This is a genomic window from Nocardioides sp. SLBN-35, from assembly GCF_006715725.1.
Taxonomy (GTDB): Bacteria; Actinomycetota; Actinomycetes; order Propionibacteriales; family Nocardioidaceae; genus Nocardioides.
The window spans coordinates 413,075-426,344 of record NZ_VFNU01000001.1; the positions used below are offsets into that span (position 1 = coordinate 413,075).

Here is a 13,270-nt window from a genome sequence, read left to right on the forward strand (position 1 = left end):
CGGCCACGACGGCACGACCGACCGACCGATCGAACGAGCAGTGGGACCGCCCCGAGAGGGGCGGTCCCACTGCTCTTTCTCCGGCTCCGAGCGGTGCCCCAGCGACCTGTGCCGCAAATAGTCAACGCCAATGACTAGAAGAATGCCTATCCCTATTGCTAAGTCCCGTGGGCGCGCCTAGCATCGGTGTCTGTCGGCGCGGTGACCACCTCCAACCAGGTCGCCGCCGGTTCACGAGGAGACAACCGCATGGTGCGTAGTCCACGACTCTCGGTCAGCACGAAGTCATCGGCGCGCGGCGCCGGGCGTCCGGTGCATCGCGCCGCCCTGGCGGCCGTGGCCGGCGCCCTGCTGCTCGGCGCCGCTGCGTGCAGCGGTGGCGCGTCGCCGAGCTCGAACGGTGACCACGAGGTGGTGCCGGTCCGAGAAGGGGGCGAGATCGTCATCGGGGCCGAGCAGGAGCCCGACTGCGCCGACTGGCTCAGCACCTGCTCCGGCTCGATCTGGGGCAACTACATGATGTGGTCGGCCACAGTGCCCACCGCGTTCAACGCTCGCCAGGACGGCGACGACTGGGTGCCGAAGCCGTCCGACCTGCTCACCGGTGAGCCCACCGACGAGCTGGTCGACGGGAAGCAGACCATCACCTACTCGATCAATCCCGACGCGACTTGGTCCGACGGCCAGCCGATCACCTCGGCGGACTTCAAGTACACCGCGCTCCAGGTGCGCGACGGCAAGGACATCCTGGACCGATCGGGGTACGACAAGATCGCCGCCATCGAGACACCGGACGACCGCACGGTCGTGCTGACCATGGCGACGCCCTACGCCTCGTGGCGTGCGCTCTTCAGCAACGGCTTCGGGGTGCTCCCGGCCCACCTCCTCGAGGGCAAGGACCGCGATGCCCTGATGAAGGACGGCTACGACTGGAGCGGTGGTCCGTGGGTCATCGAGAACTGGACGCGCGGCACGTCGGTGACCCTGGTCCCCAACGACAACTACTGGGGTGCCAAGCCGCACCTCGACAAGGTGACCTTCCAGTTCATCACGGACACCTCCGCCGCCTTCCAGGCACTGAAGAGCGGACAGGTCGACGCGCTCTACCCGTCCCCGCAGCTGGACGCGCTCAGCCAGATCGAGGCGGGCATCCCCGGCACGCGCTCCCAGGTCGACGCGAAGACCGGCAACCTGGAGGCCGTCTGGCTCAACAACGCGGCTTTCCCCTTCGACTCGCCCGCAGTCCGCAAGGCGGCCATGTACGCGATCGACCGCAAGGCCATCGTCGCCCGCCTCTTCGGATCGGTCGGCGTCGACGAACCCGCACAGTCCTTCTTCACGCCCATCCTCGGCGGCTTCGGTGATCGTGCCTTCGCCGCCTACTCACTCGATCTCGACGAGGTCGACGAGCTGATGACCGGCGACGGCTGGGCCAAGGACTCGGGCGGCTTCTGGGCGAAGGGGGGCAAGCGGGCGGCGTTCGCGGTCGAGACGCTCGCCGGCAACAAGCGTCGCGACCTGACCCTCCAGATCCTCCAGACGCAGTTCGCGGACGCGGGCTTCGAGATGTCGATCCACAACACCACCCCGTCCGAACTGTTCGCGAAGACCGCGCCGAACGGCGACTTCCAGGCGGCCCTCTACACGCTGATCGACACCTTCCCCGAGCCGCTCAACCTCTCCTCCACGTTCCTGTCGGCGAACGCCCCTTCGGAAGCGAACGGGTTCTCGGGCATCAACTTCGGCCGGGTCGACGTCGACGGCCTCGACGCGGTGCTCGAGCAGATCGACTCCGAGACCGACGCGAGCGCTCGCGTCGCGGCCTCGAAGAAGGCCGACCAGATGCTGGCGGACGCCGTACCGGCCATTCCGCTCGACGTCGTGCCGAACGTCCTGCTCTGGAGCGAGAGGCTGGGTGGGCCGATCAGCATCAACCCGTCCGAGGGCCCCTTCTGGAACCTCGAGGAGTGGGGAATCGCCCAGCACTGAGCACCGGCAGGTCTCCCGGCGAGCGGGGGACCTGCCGAGCTGTCGACATCACCCCTCGTCCCACTTCGTCCGCCGACGGACTGACCGGTCCGGCACCTGAGGACCGCGACCCGGCACCTCAGGCGGAGGCGGCCGGACCGGCCGATTCCTAGCGTGGACGACATGACGATCCTGCTGTCCGATCCCCGCGTCCGTGCGGTTCCCGTGGCCGAGTGCGGCGAGCCGCTGGTGCGCCTCCCGCACGACCTCTCGCCCGCCGGCGCCCTGGTCCGCGCGGACCTGGCGGACCGGCTGGTCGCGGCCGACCGGCTGCTGCCGGCAGGCATCCGGCTGCGGGTGGTCGAGGGGTTCCGGCCGGTCGAGGAGCAGCGCGCCATCGTGGCGTCGTACGGCGCCGAGCTGGCCGCGCTGCACCCGGGCATCGGGGACAAGGCGCTCGAGCGGCTGACCAGCCGGTTCGTGGCGCCGGTCGACGTGGCGCCGCACGTGGCGGGGGCGGCGGTCGACCTCACGCTGGTCGACATCACCGGCGACGAGCTCGACCTCGGTACGCCGATCGACGCGACTCCCGAGGAGAGTGACGGGCGGTGCTGGTTCGCGGCCGCGGGGATCGGCCAGGACGCGCGGGCCCACCGCACCCTGCTGGCGCGGGTGCTGCGCTCCCAGGGGCTGGTGAACTATCCGACGGAGTGGTGGCACTGGAGCTTCGGCGACCGGTACTGGGCGCTGCTCACCGACGCGCCGCACGCGCTGTACGGCCCGCTCGCGTCGGCGGTCGCGGCGTGAGCGGGCTCGCCGTGGCCCCGCGTGCGGCCATGGCCACGACGCCCCGGCTCACCGTCGACCTGGCCGCCGTCGCGCGCAACACCCGCACGCTCGCGGCCCGCACCACCGGCGAGCTGATGGCCGTGGTCAAGGCCGACGGGTTCGGCCATGGTGCGGCCGACGTCGCCCGGACCGCGCTCGCCCACGGCGCCACCCGGCTCGGGGTCACCAGCCTCGCCGAGGCGTTCGCGCTGCGCGAGGCGGGCCTCGTCGCACCTGTCCTCAGCTGGCTCAACCCGGTCGACGCCGACTTCCCTGCGGCCGTCGTCCACGACGTCGACGTCGCCGTCCCGAGCCTCGCCCACCTCGCTGCGGTCGCCGCCGCGCCCGGCAAGCCGCGGATCCACCTCCATGTCGACGCCGGCATGGCGCGCGACGGCGCCGAGCCCACCGAGTGGGCCGCGCTGTGCCGGGCCGCTCGTCGCGCCGAACAGCGCGGCGAGATCGAGGTCGTCGGTGTGATGGGGCATCTCGGCTGTGCCGACGACCCCGCCGACGCCTGCAACGCCCGCGGGCGGACCCGGTTCTCGTGGGCCGTCGAGGTCGCGCGCGGCGCCGGGCTGCGGCCCCGCGACCGGCACCTGGCCGCCACCGCCGCGACCCTCACCGACCCGCGCAGCCACCACACGATGAGCCGCGTCGGTGCCGGCCTGGTCGGCATCGACCCGTCCCGCACGACCGTGCTGGAGCCGGCGCTGACGCTCACCGCGCCGCTGGTGCAGGTACGACGCGTCCGGGCCGGCACCCCTGTCGGCTACGGCCACGCCCACCGCACCGCCCGTGCCACGCACCTCGGCCTGATCCCGCTCGGGTACGCCGACGGCCTGCCGCGCGTCGCGTCCGACCGCGCCGAGGTGCTGGTCCGCGGAGTCCGCTGCCCCGTCGTCGGCCGGATCTCGATGGACCAGGTGGTCGTCGACCTCGGCGCGGACGGAGCGGGGGCCGGCGAGATCGCCACCGTCTTCGGCCCGGGCACGCGTGGCGAGCCGACCGTCGCCGAGTGGGCGGCGTGGGCCGGCACCATCGAGCACGAGGTGGTCACCGGGATCGGCGCGCGCGTCCCGCGGCTCACCCGCGCCGCCGCCCACCTGCGGAGCCTGGCGTGAGGACCCGGGTGGCCGTCATCGGCGGCGGGCAGAACTGCGAGCACGACGTCTCCCTCGCCTCCGCGGCCTCGGTCGCCGGCGCGCTCGACCCGGCGACGTACGACGTCGTCCCGCTCACCATCGGCCGCGACGGCACCTGGCGCGACCGCGGCCTGCGCCCGATCGGGCTCAGTGGCGCGGCGCAGGTGCTGCGCGGCTGCGACGTGGTGTTCCCGGTCGTGCACGGACCGCGCGGGGAGGACGGGGCACTGGCCGCGCTGTGCGAGCTCGCCGGCCTGCCGTACGTCGGCAGCGGCATCCGACCCGGCGCCCTCGCGATGGACAAGTGGGCGACCAAGCTGGTCGCCCGGGCGGTCGGGATCGCCGTCGCCCCCGGCGTGCTCGTCACCGCCGCCACGGCCGCGCACCTGCGCTGGACCCGGCCGGTGGTGGTCAAGCCGGTCGCGGCCGGCTCGAGCCAGGGCGTCACCCGGGTCGACGTACCCGATGCGTTGCAGCCCGCGCTCGACGCCGCCTTCGCGCTCGACGACCGCGTGCTCGTCGAGGACGTCGTGGTCGGTCGCGAGGTCGACGTGGCCGTGCTGAAGCGAGCAGACGGCAGCCTGTTCGTCCCGCCGGCGCTGGAGATCGTGGCCGACGGGATCTTCGACTACGACGCGAAGTACGGCGGCCACGCGGACTTCCGGCTCCCCGCCCAGCTCGACGAGGTCGATGCCAAGGCGCTGCGGCACGCGGCCACCGAGGTGTTCGACGCACTCGGCTGCGCGGGCGTCGCACGGGTCGACTTCTTCCTCACCGGCGACGGGCCGGTGCTCAACGAGGTGAACACGATGCCCGGCATGACCGCGCACTCGCAGGCGCCGCGGATGTTCGCCGCCGGCGGGATGACGTACGCCGAGCTCCTCGACGAGCTCGTCCGCTCCGCCCACCGATGAGGGCGTGGTCCTGTCCGCCGCGGTTCAACTACCGGATTTGTCGTGTCTGGGACGGTTTGACTACAAGATCGGTAGTTGAACCGACACAACGGGCAGGAGGACCGGCGTGAACCGTGCCGAGCGCTGGCTGCCGGACGTGATCGCGGGGGCGGCCGCCTTCGTGATCGGGCTGCTCGAGATCGGGCGGTCCTACGACGCCGGCCGGTGGCCCGCACTGGTGGTCGTGATCGGCGTCGCGGTCGCGGTCGGGCTGTCCCGGCGCCTGCCCGCCGCCGCGCTCGCGGTCGCCTGGGGCACCGGGATCGTGCAGGTCGCGGTCGGCGTCGACCCGATGCTCACCGAGATGCTGCTCGCGGTGGTCGCGTTCGGCTGCGCGCGCTGGGGCTGGCCGCCGACCGTCTGGCTCAGCGGCCTCTCTATCCCCCTCAGCGCGGTGATCGCGGTCCTGATGTGGTCGCCGTACGCGTTCTACGACGCGTTGCGGCTGCTCGGCGTCGACCGGCTCGCCATCGACTCCTACAGCCGCTACGACTGGCGCCTGGCCGCGGGCCTCGTCGGCTTCGCGCTGCTGGCGACGCCGTGGCTGCTCGGCCTGGCGCTCCGCTTCGCCGCCCGGTCGCAGGACTCGCGCCGCTCGCAGGTCGCGGCCGAGGCGCAGCGCGACCAGGCCGAGGAGATCGCCCGGCTGCGCGAGGAGCAGGCCCAGTTGGCGCGCGACGTGCACGACGTCGTCGGCCACTCGCTGGCGGTGATCCTCGCGCAGGCCGAGTCCGCGCAGTACCTCGAGGACGCCGACACCCAGGGACTCAAGACCACGATGGCCAACATCGCGGGCTCCGCGCGCTCCTCGCTCGAGGACGTCCGGCAGGTGCTCTCCTCGACGTCCGACACCACCACCCAGGCGGCCCAGCAGACCGACCTCGACAGCCTGGTCGACGGCGTGCGGGCGAGCGGGCACGAGGTGGTCACCACCGAGGTCGGTACGCCGCAGCCGATGCCGCCCGAGCTCGCGGTCGTCGCGTTCCGGGTCCTGCAGGAGATGCTGACCAACGCGATCAAGCACGGCCGGCGCGACCAGCCGGTCCACGTCGAGCGGCACTGGGAGGGCGACTTGCGGATCGAGGTCCAGAACGCCGTACTTCCGGGGGACTCTCCCGGTGGAGGACAGGGACTGGACGGGATGCGGCGCCGCCTGGAGGCGGTCGGCGGCCGGCTCGACGTACGCCGCCGGGCGGATCCGCCGACCTTCACGGCGACCGCCTGGGTGCCGGTGAGGAACCGGTGAGCGAGCCGATCAGCGTCCTGCTCGTCGACGACCAGGAGCTCTTCCGCGAGGGCGTCCGGGTGATCGTCGACGCCCAGGACGGGATGGAGGTCGTCGGCACTGCGGGCGACGGGGTCGAGGCCGTGCGCCTGGTCGACGAGCTCACGCCCGACGTCGTGCTGATGGACATCCGGATGCCCGAGATGGACGGCGTCGAGGCGACCCGGCAGATCTTCCTGCCCGACCGCGCCGCCCGCCGCGAGAAGCCGGTCCGCGTCGTCGTGCTCACCACCTTCAACCTCGACGACCGCGCCGCGACCGCGATCAGGTACGGCGCCAGCGGGTTCCTCCTCAAGGGCACCACCCCGGTCATGCTGCGCGACGCGATCCGCACCGTGCACGCCGGCAACGCCGTGCTCGCGCCGGCCGACCTGTCCACGCTGTTGGACCAGCAGTTCCGGGCGGTGGCCGCCCCGCCGGCGTCGTACCTCGGCCTCACCGACAAGGAGCGCGAGGTCTTCGCCGCCGTGGCCCGCGGGCTGTCGAACCAGGAGATCGCCGGGCAGGTCTTCCTCAGCGAGTCGACCGTGAAGACGCACGTCGGCGCGATCCTGCGCAAGCTCGGGCTGCGCGACCGCGTCCAGATCGTGGTGTTCGCCCACGAGCACGGGCTGGTCGGCTGATGCCGAGCCGCCACGACATCGTCACCTTCCACGACCCTCCCGTCCCGCCCGGCGCCTCGCCCTGGGTCGACGGCGGTGGGCCGTCCCCCGACGTGGCGGTGGTCCCGGCCGATCCCGCCTGGCCCGACCGGTTCGCGGAGGTCGCCGCGCTGGTGCGAGAAGGACTCGGCTGGCGGGCCCTCGTCGTCGAGCACGTCGGCTCCACCGCCGTCCCCGGCCTGCCCGCCAAGCCCGTGATCGACGTCGACCTCGTCGTCGCCGACCCGGCCGACGAGTCGTCGTACGTCCCCGCGCTGGAGGCGCTCGGCTTCGTCCTCCGGGTGCGCGAGCCCTGGTGGTTCGAGCACCGCCTGCTGCGTGGTGCCTCCCCGGTCTCGCACGTGCACGTCTTCGGCCCGGACAGCCCCGAGGTCGTCAAGCACCGGATCTTCCGCGACTGGCTGCGCGGCAACCCCGACGAGCGGGAGCGGTACGCCGCCGCCAAGCTCGCCGCCTCCGCCGCGTCGGGCGCCGCCGGCGAGCACGGCATGCAGTACAACGCTCGCAAGGAGCGGGTCGTGCGGGAGATCTACGCGCGGGCGTTCGCGGCGGCGGGGCTGGTCTGACGCCGCGGATCCGGCCACCGACCTGCCGCAGAACCCGCGACACCGTGTCCCTAGAATCCTGCCCATGCACCGGGTCGTCGCAGCGGGAGCCTTCGTGGTCCACGTGCTGTTCGTCGGCTTCACGGTGATCGGCGGGTTCGTGGCCTGGCTGATGCCGTGGGTGTTCATCCCGCACCTCGCCGCCGCCGCGTGGGGCGGCCGGATGGCCGCGACCGACGCCGCCTGCCCTCTGTCCCGCCTCGAGGACTGGGGCCGCGAGGGTGCCGGCAGGCCGAGGATGAACGAGCGCGGGTTCATCGCGCACTACTTCGAGGACCGGATCTACCCCTCGCGCCTGGCCCGCCGGGTCGAGGTGGTCGTCGCGACCGTCATCCTCGGTTCCTGGCTCGGTTTCGCCATCCGCTGAGGCCGCGGCCCAGGCGAGTGCACGACCGGCGGCACGGTGTGCCTGCCCGCCCATTCGGTGACATCGCGGCCCGCGCGGCGTAGGTTGCATTTCTTGGGAGGGCTCACTGAAAGGTTGACGCGATGAAGATCCACGCTCGGTTGGCCGCTGTGCTCGCGGCCGCGACGACGGTCGTCCTCGGACTCCTGGTAGCGCCGGGGCCCCTCCCGGCCGCGGCCGGTGCCGCGCCACGATCGACCTCCAGCAGCGACGACTGCGGTGTCCTGATCGCCAAGCCAGGCGGCGGCAACTGGTCGTGCACCTTCCACGACGAGTTCGACGGCAGCGCCCTCGACCGCACGAAGTGGGTGCCGCAGACCAACTTCGTGAACGGCTCGCCCACGCGCTACGCCTGCTACGTCGACGATCCCGCGGTCGTGTCGGTCTCGGGCGGCAGCCTGCGCCTCTCGGTGAAGGATGCCGGCGTGCCGGTCACCTGCCCGGCCGGCCTGTCATCGACGTACGCTGCCGGTCAGGTCTCGACCTTCTACAAGTTCTCCCAGCAGTACGGGCGCTTCGAGGCGCGGATGAAGGTGCCCGCCGCGACCCAGCCCGGCCTTCAGGAGGCCTTCTGGCTGTGGCCGGACGTGCGCTACCACGACACCTCGACCTGGCCGCTGTCCGGTGAGATCGACATCGTCGAGACCTACTCCCAGCACCCGACCCTGGCGATCCCGTTCCTGCACTACTCCGCGGACTCGGGAGGTCCGCAGCCCGGACTCAACACGGCGTGGAACTGCGCCGCGTCGCGCGGCGTGTGGAACACCTACACCCTGGAGTGGTCGGCGAACAGGATCGAGATCTCCGTCAACGGCGTCTCGTGCCTGGTCAACACCTCCGGCGACGCCGCGTTCCAGAAGCGCTACATCATCGCTCTGACGCAGGCCCTCGGCCGTGGTGGCAACGCATGGGACGGCAGTGGGGCGCTACTCCCGGCGACCACGGAGGTCGACTACGTGCGCGTGTGGGAGTAGTCGACCTCTCCGGGGGTCAGTGGGCGACGTGGGCGGCCTCCCAGACGAACCCGTCCGGGTCGGTCGCCGCGGTGTCGCCACCGACCAGGACCACGCGGTGCGAGCCGCTGCCCTCCATCGGCACTCCGGCATCCTTGGCCAGCGCCTTGCGGGGCAGCAGGCCGAGGGTCACCGCGCCGGAGCCGGGCTCGAACTCGACGTACTTCTTGCCGAAGCTGCGGGCGATCGCGAAGCCGCGGTCGACGTAGAACTGCTTGGTGGCGGTGATGTCGTCACAGCCGATGAGCAGCACGATGCTCTCGATGTCGCGGCTGGCCGGGCCCTTGTTCCTCTTCGAGGAGCTGACGACCTTCCAGATCGCGCCGTCGGGGGCCCGCAGCACGCCGCCGTAGCCCCAGAAGGACTTGGCGACCGGCTTGATCGCCGTCGCCCCGGCGGCCAGTGCGGTCTCGGCGAAGCTGTCGACGTCAGCGGGCTGGGCCAGGGTGAGGGAGATGTGGAAGGAGCGGAAGCCGTCGCTCGGGGCGTCGGAGGCGCGGAAGTCGAGCGGGAGGTCAGGGCCGAACGCCCGGGCGTAGAAGTCGCGGGCGGCGGCCGGGTCGGCCACCTCGAGGGTGATGGTGTCCAGGGAGTTCGTGTTCATGTCCCTGACGCTATGGCCGACCCGGCCACCGCTGCTTCTCGATTCCTGACCGCTTCGCCCATCAGCCTCGGGCGGCCTTGAACGACCGCAGCCGCAGGCTGTTCGACACCACGAACACCGACGAGAACGCCATCGCGGCGCCGGCCAGCATCGGGTTGAGCAGACCCGCGGCGGCGAGCGGCAGGGCGGCGACGTTGTAGGCGAACGCCCAGAACAGGTTGCCCCTGATCGTGGCCAGGGTCCGCCGGGACAGGCGGATCGCATCGACCGCGACCTGCAGGTCGCCGCGCACCAGGGTCAGGTCGCTGGCCTCGATCGCGACGTCGGTGCCGGTGCCCATGGCCAGACCGAGGTCGGCCTGGGCGAGCGCGGCGGCGTCGTTGACGCCGTCGCCGACCATGGCGACCACGCGACCCTCGTCCTGCAGCCGCTTGACGACGTCGACCTTGTCGGCCGGCAGGACGTCGGCGATCACGTCGGCCTCGTCGATGCCGACCTCCGCCGCCACCGTCCGCGCCACCACGGCGTTGTCGCCGGTGAGCAGCACGGGACGCAGCCCCAGCGCGCGGAGCTGGGCGATGGCGCTGGCCGAGGTCGGCTTGACCGCGTCGGCGACCACGATCACGCCGCGGGCGCGACCGTCCCAGCCGACCGCGACCGCCGTACCTCCCGTGCGCTGGGCCTCCTCCAATGCAGCCCCGAGAGCCGGCGGGAGGTGCTGTGACCACTCCTCGAGCAGCCGGGGCCGGCCGACCAGCACCGCGTGCGACGCGTCGCCGTCGAGCAGGACGCCCTGCACGCCGAGGCCCTCGACGTTGGCGAAGTCATCGACGGCCGGCAGCGAGCCGGCCTCACGGGCGGCGTCGGCGATGGCACGGGCGATCGGGTGCTCCGAGGAGTCCTCCAGCGCGCCGGCGTAGCGCAGCACCTCCGCAGCGTCCTCGCCCTCGTCGGCGACCACGTCGCGCAGCGTCATCCGGCCGGTCGTGACCGTGCCCGTCTTGTCGAGCACGACCGTGTCGACGGCCTTCGTCGACTCCAGCACCTCGGGACCCTTGATCAGGATGCCGAGCTGGGCGCCCCGACCGGTGCCGACCATGAGGGCGGTCGGCGTGGCCAGGCCCAGGGCGCACGGGCAGGCGATGATGAGTACGGCGACCGCCGCCGTGAACGCCGCGGCCAGGCCGTTGCCGGTGCCGAGCCAGAAGCCGAGCGTGCCGGCCGCGAGCAGGATGACGATCGGCACGAAGATGCCGGAGATCCGGTCGGCCAGGCGCTGCACCTGGGCCTTGCCGTTCTGGGCGTCCTCGACCAGCCGCGCCATCTGCGCCAGCTGGGTGTCGGCGCCGACCCGGGTCGCGCGGACGACCAGCCGGCCGCCCGCGTTGACCGTCGCACCGACCACCGCATCGCCCTCGCCGACCTCGACCGGCACGGACTCGCCGGTCAGCATCGAGGCGTCGACCGCGGAGCTGCCGCGCTCGACCACGCCGTCGGTGGCGATCTTCTCGCCCGGGCGGACGACGAACCGGTCGTCCACCTTCAGCTCACCCACCGGGACGCGGACCTCGACGTCGTCGGGTCCGAGGACCGCGACCTCCTTGGCGCCCAGCTCGAGCAGCGCCTTGAGCGCCGCCCCGGCCCGCCGCTTCGAACGCTGCTCGAAGTAGCGTCCGGCCAGGATGAACGTCGTCACGCCGGCCGCGGCCTCGAGGTAGATGTTGCCGCTACCGTCGCTGCGCTCGATGGTCAGCTCGAACGGGTGCTTCATGCCGGTCATGCCGGCCGTGCCCCAGAACAGCGCGTACAGCGACCAGCCCAGCGCGGCGAGCGTGCCCAGCGAGATCAGCGTGTCCATCGTGGACGTGCCGTGGCGCAGGTTGGTCCAGGCCGCCTTGTGGAACGGGTACGCGCCCCACACCACCACCGGCGCCGCCAGGGTCAGCGAGAGCCACTGCCAGTTGTCGAACTGGAGGGCCGGGACCATCGCCATCGCGATGACCGGCACCGTCAGCAGCGCCGAGATCACGAGTCGCTGGCGCAGGGTGACGATCGGGTCGACCTCCGCTGCTGCGGCGTCGCCCTCGGCCGCCGCGGGCCTCGGCAGCGACGCGCCGTAGCCGGCAGCCTCGACGGCGGCGACCAGGTCGTCGGTCGAGACGCTGTCGGCGTAGGTCACCTTCGCCTTCTCGGTCGCGTAGTTGACCGTCGCGGTGACGCCCTCGAGCTTGTTGAGCTTGCGCTCGATCCGGTTGGCGCACGACGCGCAGGTCATCCCGGTGAGGGCGAGCTCGACCTCGCTCCGTGGCTGGTCAGTGTCCGTGCTCACTGCTCTCTCCGTGCTTCTCCCCGTCCCCGGTACCCCCTGCGGTGACGGTGAACGCCGCGGTGCGGACGACGCCGTCGTGCTGGAAGTCGAGGTAGAGGTGGTAGGTGCCGGCGCTGGGGACGGCGGCGTAGAAGACGACCTCCGGTCCCGGCTCGGTCTTCCCGTCGCCGGGCTCGCCGTCGGGGTGGACGTGGAGGTAGGCGAGGTCGCCACCGCGCAGCGCGACGAGGTGGCCGTAGGCGCCGAGGTAGGGCTGCAGGTCGGTGACCGGCCTCCCGTCCTTGCTGACGCTCAGGGTGAGCTTCGCGTCGGCACCGGCGGTGAGGTCGCCGTCCAGGGTGACCTGGTAGCCGTCGACCGTGGCGGTGCGGGTCTCCTGCGCCGGCGCTGCCGCGTCGAACGCACCGTCGACCGCGAGGTCGGTGCCGAGGGTCAGTGCCTCGCCACCGGTGGCCTTGAAGTCGGCGAACAGCCGCCACGTCCCCGGCGTCAGCGCGAGGTCGGTCGACCAGGTGCCGTCGTCGAGCGTGGGATGGACGTGCTGGAAGCCGCTGAAGTCGCGTCGTACGGCGATCAGGTGGAGCTGCTTCTCGTGCTGGACGTCGTACGACGCCACGGGGGCGCCGTCGGGTCCGGTGATGGTGAAGCTCACCGGCACCGCGTCGCCGGCCTCGGCCTGGCTGTCGGTGAGGGTGAGGGTGTAGCCGTCCTGCGACGTCATGAGTCCTCCTGGGATCTCGGTCGTCGTCCCGGCGCCGCCGCTGCTCTGGTGCGTGTCGTGGGCCGTCGGCTCCTCCACGTCGACCGGGCCGATGGCCCGGCCGGCGAGGAGCGCGGCGCCGAACACGACCGCGGCGACGGCACCGAAGCCCGCCAGCCGCGTCGGGGTGTTCATGCGAGCTGGTAGCCGGCCTCCTCGACGGCGGCCTTCACGGCGGACTCGTCGAGGGGGGCAGCGCTGGTGATCGTGACCGCACCGGTCGGCAGGTCGACGGCGACGCCCTCGACGCCGGCGAGCTCCTGCACCTCCTCGGTGACGGAGGCGACGCAGTGGCCGCAGGTCATGCCGGTGACGGTGAAGGTCTGGGTGGTGCTCATCGGAGATTCCTCTCGCTGGATGGGTTGGATGTCGGATCGGGACGCGTCAGGAACGCACCAGGCGGGCGATGGCGTCGGAGGCCTCCTTGAGCTTGATGGCGGCCTCGTCACCTCCCTCCTGGGCGGCGTTCACGACGCAGTGCGCCATGTGCTCGTCGAGCAGGCCGAGGGCCACGGACTGGAGGGCCTTCGTCATCGCGGAGACCTGGGTGAGGATGTCGATGCAGTACTGCTCCTCCTCCACCATCCGCTGCAGACCCCGCGCCTGACCCTCGATGCGGCGCAGCCGCTTGAGGTAGTCGTCCTTGGTGCGGTTGGCGATGTAGCTGTGTGCCATGGCCCTGTGTCCTTCGCGTCTGGGGAATCTGCCTGCC

At 72.1% G+C, this 13,270-nt stretch carries 14 protein-coding genes; 9 read left to right on the top strand and 5 right to left on the bottom strand.

What is annotated here, in order from left to right; genetic code table 11:
* The first annotated feature begins 249 nt into the window (after nucleotides 1-249).
* The 9 genes from FBY23_RS02055 (at nucleotide 250) to FBY23_RS02095 (ending at nucleotide 8,826) form a co-directional block, all read left to right on the top strand.
* Nucleotides 250-1,989 carry an ABC transporter substrate-binding protein gene (locus FBY23_RS02055; protein WP_141796627.1) on the top strand — a complete coding sequence of 580 codons (1,740 nt, stop codon included), beginning with the start codon at nucleotides 250-252 and terminating at the stop codon, nucleotides 1,987-1,989.
* Between the two features lie 162 nt (nucleotides 1,990-2,151).
* The gene (locus FBY23_RS02060) at nucleotides 2,152-2,775 is read left to right on the top strand and encodes a M15 family metallopeptidase (protein WP_141796628.1); all 624 of its coding nucleotides are present in this window, start codon (nucleotides 2,152-2,154) and stop codon (nucleotides 2,773-2,775) included.
* Complete coding sequence (gene alr, locus FBY23_RS02065; RefSeq protein WP_260805694.1) at nucleotides 2,772-3,920, top strand: alanine racemase; 1,149 nt, start codon at nucleotides 2,772-2,774, stop codon at nucleotides 3,918-3,920. The genes FBY23_RS02060 and alr overlap by 4 nt, the downstream gene beginning before the upstream one ends.
* Complete coding sequence (locus FBY23_RS02070) at nucleotides 3,917-4,855, top strand: D-alanine--D-alanine ligase family protein (protein ID WP_141796629.1); 939 nt, start codon at nucleotides 3,917-3,919, stop codon at nucleotides 4,853-4,855. Before alr ends, FBY23_RS02070 begins: the two co-directional genes overlap by 4 nt.
* 106 nt (nucleotides 4,856-4,961) lie before the next feature.
* Nucleotides 4,962-6,140, top strand: coding sequence for a sensor histidine kinase (locus FBY23_RS02075; RefSeq protein ID WP_141796630.1), 1,179 nt, complete (start codon nucleotides 4,962-4,964; stop codon nucleotides 6,138-6,140).
* Nucleotides 6,137-6,802, top strand: coding sequence for a response regulator transcription factor (locus FBY23_RS02080; RefSeq protein ID WP_222117694.1), 666 nt, complete (start codon nucleotides 6,137-6,139; stop codon nucleotides 6,800-6,802). The genes FBY23_RS02075 and FBY23_RS02080 overlap by 4 nt, the downstream gene beginning before the upstream one ends.
* On the top strand, nucleotides 6,802-7,407 hold the full coding sequence (locus FBY23_RS02085) for a GrpB family protein (protein ID WP_141796631.1): 606 nt from the start codon (nucleotides 6,802-6,804) through the stop codon (nucleotides 7,405-7,407). The genes FBY23_RS02080 and FBY23_RS02085 overlap by 1 nt, the downstream gene beginning before the upstream one ends.
* A 64-nt stretch (nucleotides 7,408-7,471) precedes the next feature.
* Nucleotides 7,472-7,813 (top strand): DUF2784 domain-containing protein, encoded by a 342-nt coding sequence (locus FBY23_RS02090; protein ID WP_141796632.1) that lies wholly within the window; start codon nucleotides 7,472-7,474, stop codon nucleotides 7,811-7,813.
* Nucleotides 7,814-7,935: 122 nt separating this feature from the next.
* Entirely contained in the window at nucleotides 7,936-8,826 is an 891-nt protein-coding gene (locus FBY23_RS02095; RefSeq protein WP_141796633.1) for a family 16 glycosylhydrolase, read from the top strand.
* A 16-nt stretch (nucleotides 8,827-8,842) separates the two neighbouring features.
* Here FBY23_RS02095 and FBY23_RS02100 read toward each other — a convergent pair whose 3' ends face one another.
* The 5 genes from FBY23_RS02100 to FBY23_RS02120 form a co-directional block, all read right to left on the bottom strand.
* The gene (locus FBY23_RS02100) at nucleotides 8,843-9,469 is read right to left on the bottom strand and encodes a glyoxalase (protein WP_141796634.1); all 627 of its coding nucleotides are present in this window, start codon (nucleotides 9,467-9,469) and stop codon (nucleotides 8,843-8,845) included.
* A 61-nt stretch (nucleotides 9,470-9,530) separates the two neighbouring features.
* Nucleotides 9,531-11,744 carry a cation-translocating P-type ATPase gene (locus FBY23_RS02105; RefSeq protein WP_141800804.1) on the bottom strand — a complete coding sequence of 738 codons (2,214 nt, stop codon included), beginning with the start codon at nucleotides 11,742-11,744 and terminating at the stop codon, nucleotides 9,531-9,533.
* A 37-nt stretch (nucleotides 11,745-11,781) separates the two neighbouring features.
* Nucleotides 11,782-12,693, bottom strand: coding sequence for a hypothetical protein (locus FBY23_RS02110; RefSeq protein ID WP_141796635.1), 912 nt, complete (start codon nucleotides 12,691-12,693; stop codon nucleotides 11,782-11,784).
* Complete coding sequence (locus FBY23_RS02115) at nucleotides 12,690-12,896, bottom strand: heavy-metal-associated domain-containing protein (RefSeq protein WP_141796636.1); 207 nt, start codon at nucleotides 12,894-12,896, stop codon at nucleotides 12,690-12,692. The genes FBY23_RS02110 and FBY23_RS02115 overlap by 4 nt, the downstream gene beginning before the upstream one ends.
* Nucleotides 12,897-12,942: 46 nt before the next feature.
* Nucleotides 12,943-13,233 carry a metal-sensitive transcriptional regulator gene (locus FBY23_RS02120; RefSeq protein ID WP_141796637.1) on the bottom strand — a complete coding sequence of 97 codons (291 nt, stop codon included), beginning with the start codon at nucleotides 13,231-13,233 and terminating at the stop codon, nucleotides 12,943-12,945.
* Nucleotides 13,234-13,270 lie beyond the last annotated feature (37 nt).